The 6,338-nt window shown below is 52.8% G+C and carries 8 protein-coding genes; 1 reads left to right on the top strand and 7 read right to left on the bottom strand.

The window, feature by feature from the left end; all coding sequences use genetic code 11:
* From AC1HCM_RS02375 to queC, 5 genes are all read right to left on the bottom strand, one after another.
* A partial coding sequence (locus tag AC1HCM_RS02375; RefSeq protein ID WP_479460174.1) for a hypothetical protein occupies positions 1-223 on the bottom strand: 223 nt, incomplete at its 3' end.
* Positions 223-1,263 (bottom strand): PHP domain-containing protein, encoded by a 1,041-nt coding sequence (locus tag AC1HCM_RS02370; protein ID WP_479460173.1) that lies wholly within the window; start codon positions 1,261-1,263, stop codon positions 223-225. The genes AC1HCM_RS02370 and AC1HCM_RS02375, both read right to left, overlap by 1 nt.
* Positions 1,260-2,444 carry a tryptophan--tRNA ligase gene (trpS, locus tag AC1HCM_RS02365; protein ID WP_479460172.1) on the bottom strand — a complete coding sequence of 395 codons (1,185 nt, stop codon included), beginning with the start codon at positions 2,442-2,444 and terminating at the stop codon, positions 1,260-1,262. Before trpS ends, AC1HCM_RS02370 begins: the two co-directional genes overlap by 4 nt.
* Positions 2,445-2,462: 18 nt before the next feature.
* Entirely contained in the window at positions 2,463-3,401 is a 939-nt protein-coding gene (locus AC1HCM_RS02360; RefSeq protein ID WP_479460171.1) for a dihydroorotate dehydrogenase, read from the bottom strand.
* A gap of 9 nt (positions 3,402-3,410) precedes the next feature.
* A complete protein-coding gene (queC, locus tag AC1HCM_RS02355) occupies positions 3,411-4,058 on the bottom strand; it encodes a 7-cyano-7-deazaguanine synthase QueC (protein ID WP_479460170.1) in 648 nt (215 codons plus the stop codon).
* Positions 4,059-4,080: 22 nt separating this feature from the next.
* Between queC and AC1HCM_RS02350 the strand changes: the two genes are divergently transcribed.
* Positions 4,081-5,490, top strand: coding sequence for a GspE/PulE family protein (locus AC1HCM_RS02350; RefSeq protein WP_479460175.1), 1,410 nt, complete (start codon positions 4,081-4,083; stop codon positions 5,488-5,490).
* On the opposite strand, the gene fsa is transcribed toward AC1HCM_RS02350, so the two are convergent.
* Positions 5,487-6,140, bottom strand: coding sequence for a fructose-6-phosphate aldolase (gene fsa / locus AC1HCM_RS02345; protein WP_479460169.1), 654 nt, complete (start codon positions 6,138-6,140; stop codon positions 5,487-5,489). The genes AC1HCM_RS02350 and fsa overlap by 4 nt on opposite strands.
* Positions 6,140-6,338: thioredoxin domain-containing protein (locus tag AC1HCM_RS02340; RefSeq protein WP_479460168.1), on the bottom strand; the 199-nt coding region annotated here is incomplete at its 5' end. The genes fsa and AC1HCM_RS02340, both read right to left, overlap by 1 nt.

Genomic DNA, 6,338 nt, shown 5'->3' with positions numbered 1-6,338 from the left:
CTCCCCTCAGAAGACGCTGGGCGTAATTCACACAGCTCAGAACCATGAAGAGGAGTGCATGCTTATCCGTATCCTCAAAGCTCTCCTTGACCCAGAGGCTCCCGTCCTCCCGCTCAACCACCGATATATACTTGAAGGCTTCCTGAGCGAGGGCTTTGTTGCTGACCTTCTGGAGGATCTTCTCCTTTACCCAGTCGGGTAAAGGCTTTTCAACTTCAGGCATCATCCTACCTCCAGCCTGTCGGAAACAAAGAGGGGTTTAACTCCAAAGAGCAGCCTCCCGACTCTCCATAGATAAGTATATCCCAAAACGAAGTAGATGTCCTCTTTCAGGTCTTCAAAGATGACGTTTGAGCCGAGGACCTCCCTCCTCTCCCCACCCTCGGAGAGCAGGAGAACGAGGGTGTTGCTGAAGGGAGAGTAAACCTTTATGGAGCGGTCTTCTCTCCAGACAAAGGAGGGCTTTGGGGAGAAGGAGATAAGGTTTGTTCCATCTTTTAAGGACTGGAGGAAGTCCTCCTTCCCCTTCACCTGTCTGTTCGTAAGGAGGTAGTTCCTCATCAGAAGGAAGGAGAGTTCGTAGTCGGGTATGAGTACCCTCTTCCTGACCTCCCTGATATAGAGCTTGACATGGTGGTCAAGACCTCCCACCACACGGCTCTTCCAACCCTCTTTAAAGTACCTCTTCACGTAAAGCTCCGTATCAACGAGCTTGGCGTAGTTCCCAACTATCCGTCTCCCGGCCAGCGGGTATAGGAAAAGACTGCACAGGAGGTATAGAAAGAGCTTGGTCTTCCTCTCCAGGAGGGCGTCTCTGAGGTCTATGAGTTCCAAGAAGTACTCGGGTTTCTTTTCAAGGCGCCAGCGGTACTTATCCCTGAAGGGGTGAGCCACTATCTTCAGGTCCTCCACGAGTAGGAGGTCTCCGAGGAGGTTCCCCTTTTCGTCGTTGAGCTTTATCTCCTTACCGGCTACAAGCCTCTCATCGGCGAACTTGCCTATGTGGTCGTTGTCGTGGTCTGTCACGAGGACGAAGTCTATCCTCTGGCTGTCTCTCGTTCTCATGACGTCTTCGGGCTTTCCGAGGGAGTCATAAGAAAACTGGGTATGAAGGTGGAGCACGTAAGAGTATAAAAAGCCTTCGGGAGGATAGACTATGGGGTCTTCACCCCTCTGGGCTCTGGCAAACCTGACGGGGAAGAGAAAGAACCATCCTATTAGTGTTGAAAGGGAGAGCAGAAGGATGATGGCTATCTCTATCATTTGAGGTTCATAGCTTCTCTGACTTCCTCCATTGTATCTATGGCAACCTTTCGGGCTTGGGCAGAACCCTCAATGAAAACAGCCTCAAGCTTTTTCGCATCTTCCTTTATCCTCTCCCTCCTCTCCCTTATGGGGGCGAGGAAGTCTTCAAGTCCGCTCAGCATTATCCTCTTGCACTCAACACACCCCAGCTTACCAGACCTGCAGTCCCTCTCTATCTCCTTTACCCTCTCCTCTTCGGTGAATATCCTGTGGTACATGAACACGGGGCATATCTCTGGTCTTCCGGGGTCGTTCTTCCTGAGCTTCTGAGGGTCTGTGAACATCTTCATAACCTTCTGCTGAACCTCTTCCTCCGTGTCTGCAAAGAATATCGCGTTGTTGTAAGACTTGCTCATCTTCCTTCCATCGGTGCCGGGAACCTTCGGGGTTTCGGTCAGGAGAGCTTCCGGCTCCGGGAAGGTTTCTCCGTAGAGGTAGTTAAACCTTCTTGCTATCTCCCTCGTGAGCTCTATGTGGGGAAGCTGGTCCTCCCCAACGGGAACGCCCTGCCCTTTGTATATGAGTATGTCGGCAGCCTGCAGGACGGGGTAGCCTAAGAAGCCGTAGGTGTCAGTCTCGTAGAACTCTCTCTTGGATACGTTGAGGTTCTTGAGAAGCTCAGGCTCAATCTCTCCCTCAAAGAGGGCGGCTATGAAGGTGTCGGCGAGGGAGTCAAGGAGGTGTTCCTCAAACCTCTCAAAGTCCTCAACCTTGTAGGGTATCATGTTCATGAACTCTCTCACCACGTCCCTTAGCCCCCCTCTGAACTGGAGGGCTATGTCCTGAAGCCTGAGGAGGTTGTACTTCATATCCTTGTAGGTCGGGTTCCACTCAAGCCAGCTCTTTGGGGTTATCATTGAGAGCAGAAGGTGGAGCTCAGCGTGTTCCTTTACCTTTGATTGGATGAAGAGGACGCTCTTCTCCGGGTCAAGTCCGAGGGCAAGCCAGTCAATCATAAGCTCTCTGATGTTCTTCTGGAGTTCGCTGGTCCTCTTGTAGGCAGTGGTGAGGGCATGCCAGTCCGCTATGAAGAAGAAGGTGTCGTGCTGGTCCTGGAGGCTTACCCAGTTTCTTATGACACCGAAGTAGTGCCCGAGGTGGAGCTTCCCGGTGGGTCGCATACCGCTGACTATGCGCATAATGGAGTATTTTAACCGCTACGTGCGTTCTTTTACGTCCAACCTGTGTGCCCTTCCCACGAGCTGGTTAAAGCTACTGAAGTTCCTCTCCTCCATGAATCTCTCTATACCCTCTATGACCTTCAGCGGTGCGTAGGGGTCATAAAAGTTGGCGGTCCCCACCTGAACCGAGCTGGCACCGGCGTAGATGTGCTCAAGGGCGTCCTCATGGGTCGTTATTCCTCCAACCCCGATTATAGGCACGGCGGAGCCGTACTTCTCAAAAACCTGCCATATCATCCTTATCGCTATCGGCAGTATCGCGGGTCCCGAAAGCCCTCCCGTCTTTGTGGAGAGCTCGGGTCTTTCCCTTTGAAGGTCTATCCGCATTCCCAGAAGGGTGTTTATGAGGACGAGCCCATCGGCACCCGAATCTACGCACACCCTTGCGAACTCGGTAACGTCAGTGACGTTGGGGGAAAGCTTCACAAGCAGGGGCTTCTTTATCCTGCTCTTTATGCTTTCAACGAGGCTTCCGAGCACCTTTGGGTCGTGTCCGAAGACTATGCCTCCCTTCTTCACGTTGGGGCAGGATACGTTCAGCTCGTAGGCTACTATCTTCTCGGCTCCTTCAAGGGCGAGGCAAACCTCAACATACTCCTCCTCCGTCTCCCCAAAGACGTTGGCTATGAAGTGGGTATCTATCTTCTCAATTTCTGGGTAGAGCTCTTTTAAGAACTTCTCAACGCCGGGGTTCTGGAGACCTATTGAGTTGAGCATCCCGCAGGGTGTCTCCACTATGCGGGGAGGTTCGTTTCCACCTCTGGGTCTGAGGGATATACCCTTTGTGACAACAGCCCCGAGTCTGGAGACATCATATATCTCCCTCGCCTCAAGTCCGTAGCCGAAGGTCCCGCTCGCCACCCAGACGGGGTTCTTGAAGTTTATCCCAAAGAGGTTTATGGAAAGGTCGGGCATGCTCACCTCCTAGACTATCCCCCTTAGAGCCTCTTTCCTCTGAATGCAGGTGGGGCACTCCCCGCAGGGAGGTTCTGTTCCACGGTAGCAGGAGTAGGTCTTCTCGTAGGGGACTCCGAGCTCTCTTCCCAGAAGGGCTATATCCCTCTTGCTCATACCGAGAAAGGGCGCCCAGACGTGAATCCTTACCTTTTTCTTTGCCGTCAGCACCGAGCCTGCGTTTATAGCTGCCTCTGCTGAGGCAATGAACTCCGGTCTGCAGTCGGGGTAAGGTGTATCAAGGGCATGGACCCCTATCCCTACGTGGTCTATCTCAAGGCTGTCGGCGAAGGCGGAGGCAATGGCGAGGAAGTTAAGATTCCTCATCGGGACCGTGGTTACAGGTGGCTCCTGGGCTGGATACTCTCCTGAGGGAACCTCCACACTCTCGTCCACGAGGGCGGAGCCCTTTATGCTCTCATATATAGGCAGTCTGACAACTATATGGTCTTCCACCCCTGCTATCTTAGCGAGCTCCTTTGCGTACCTGAGCTCTACGCTGTGCCTCTGTCCGTAATCAAAGGATACAGCCCAGACCTTATCAAACTCCTTTTTTGCAAGCCACAGGAGCGTGGCGCTGTCCATCCCGCCGGACAGGAGAACTATAACCTTCTTCATGGATTACTATATTTTAAATCCTATGAACATACTCAAGGACTACAGGCTTATCCCCTTAGAGGAGGAGAACGGGAGGCTGAAGCTCGCCGTCCCAAAATCCTACAGGGCTGAGGATGTGGAAGAGATAAGGTTCCTGACTGGCAAGGATGTGGAGCTCGTGGTCCTTCCAGACGAGGAGTTTGTGAAGGAGCTCCAGGAGAGGCTCTCTGCTGAGGACATACATATAGAGGGGGAAGAGGGAGAGAAGGCGGAGAACCTTGACCTCCTCCTTGCGGAGGACGACAGCCCTGCTGTGAGTCTCGTGAACAGGGTGCTGATAAAGGCTTCAACTGTGGGTGCCTCGGACATCCACTTTGAGCCCTACGAAGACGAAGCGGTGGTGCGACTGAGGATGGACGGGGTCCTTCATGACCTTCTGAAGGTTCCGGCGTCCACATATCAGAGCGTTGTCTCCCGCATAAAGGTTATGTCCAACCTGAACGTTGCTGAGAAGAGAGTTCCCCAGGATGGAAGGATAAGGGTGAGGATAGGCAAGAAGGACCTGGATATAAGAGTCTCGGTGGTGCCGACTGTGTTCGGAGAGAGGGTAGTTATGAGGCTCCTTGACAGGACTGGAGCGCTCCTCACCCTTGAGGAGCTTGGTCTTGATGAAGGAGACAGGGAGAGGGTCAAGAGGCTCGCCCGCAAACCTTACGGCATAGTCCTCGTAACAGGTCCAACGGGTGCAGGTAAATCAACGACCCTCTATGCCATGCTCCTCTACGTCAAGGACCCCCGCAAGAACATCATCACGATTGAGGACCCCGTTGAGTACCAGATAAAGGGCATAAGCCAGATACAGGTAAATCCGAAGGTTGGACTCACCTTTGCCAGCGGATTGCGCTCAGTTCTGAGGCAGGACCCAGACATAATAATGGTGGGGGAGATAAGGGATGCCGAAACCGCCGATATCGCCGTCCACGCAGCCCTAACGGGGCACCTCGTCCTATCCACCCTTCACACCAACGACGCTCCCTCAGCGGTAACGAGGCTTGCGGATATGGGAATAGAGCCCTTCCTCATAGCGAGCTCCCTTGAGGGGGTTATAGCCCAGAGGCTTGTGAGGAGGATATGTGAAAGCTGTAAGGAACCCTACAACCCCTCCGATGAAGAGCTGAAAGAGCTCGGGATTGAGGACTACAAGGGGGAGTTCTTCAGGGGGAGAGGGTGTGAGAACTGTCTGGGCACAGGATACAGGGGCAGGATAGGCATATTTGAGGTTCTGGAGATTGATGAGGAGCTCAAGTCCCTCATAACCAAGACTCAGGACTCAAATGAGATAAAGAAGCTTGCAAGGGAGAAGGGCTACAAGGCGATGATAGAAGACGGTATAGAGAAGGTTAAGAGAGGGATAACGACCTCAAGTGAGGTTATAAACGTGATAAAGAGTTAAAAAGGCTTCTCGGGAACCTTCTCCCAGTCTTTTAGGAAGAGCTCAATACCCTTGTCAGTGAGGGGGTGCTTGAATAGCCTCTCAAGGACGCTAAAGGGCATTGTGCAGATGTCCGCTCCTATGAGGGCAGCCTCCAAGACGTGCATGGGGTGTCTGACGCTGGCAACGAGTATTTCTGTATCCACCTCGTAGTTATAGAATATCTCCTTTATCTCCCTTATGAGCTTCATGCCCTCACCTGATATGTCATCGAGCCTGCCTACGAAGGGCGAGACAAAGGTGGCTCCAGCCTTAGCTGCTATCAGTGCCTGAGTTGGAGAGAAGACGAGGGTCACGTTGGTCGGTATGCCCTCAGCTTCAAGGACCTGGACCGCCTTCATACCTTCGGGGGTCATGGGTATCTTCACGACGACGTTTTCTCCGAGCTCGGCGAGCTGCCTCCCCTCCTTTATCATACCTTCCGCATCAAGGGATACCGTCTCAAGGCTCACGGGTCCATCAACCTCTTCAAGTATCTCCTTAACCACCTCCTTGAAGGGTCTCCCCGTCTTGGAGATAAGGGTCGGGTTCGTTGTAACCCCATCAAGTATCCCCCAGCTGTTTGCCGTCCTTATCTGCTCTATGTCCGCAGTGTCAAGAAAGAACTTCATCACATCACCTCCTTAAGTATTCTCTCTTCCTTCTGATATCCCAAGAATACCTTAGCAACCTTTCCATCTCTGACCACGACGGTGGTTGGCGTTCCCAAGATACCCAGCTCACGGGCTATTTGCACCCCGTCCTTCTGAGAAACGTCAATCTTCCTCATCTTGACCTTCTTTGAGAGGCTCTCCACAACGGGTTCCATC

Source organism: Hydrogenivirga sp., from assembly GCF_056450045.1.
The sequence above is the reverse complement of the archived record's forward strand: the minus strand, read 5'-3'. Positions and strand labels throughout refer to the sequence as shown.

Excerpts from the sequence above, each read along its gene's own strand:
- AC1HCM_RS02370 (WP_479460173.1), bottom strand. The coding sequence starts at position 1,263 with ATGATAGAGATAGCCATCATCCTTCTGCTCTCCCTTTCAACACTAATA.
- trpS (WP_479460172.1), bottom strand. The coding sequence starts at position 2,444 with ATGCGCATAGTCAGCGGTATGCGACCCACCGGGAAGCTCCACCTCGGG.
- AC1HCM_RS02360 (WP_479460171.1), bottom strand. The coding sequence starts at position 3,401 with ATGCCCGACCTTTCCATAAACCTCTTTGGGATAAACTTCAAGAACCCC.
- queC (WP_479460170.1), bottom strand. The coding sequence starts at position 4,058 with ATGAAGAAGGTTATAGTTCTCCTGTCCGGCGGGATGGACAGCGCCACG.
- AC1HCM_RS02350 (WP_479460175.1), top strand. The coding sequence starts at position 4,081 with ATGAACATACTCAAGGACTACAGGCTTATCCCCTTAGAGGAGGAGAAC.
- fsa (WP_479460169.1), bottom strand. The coding sequence starts at position 6,140 with ATGAAGTTCTTTCTTGACACTGCGGACATAGAGCAGATAAGGACGGCA.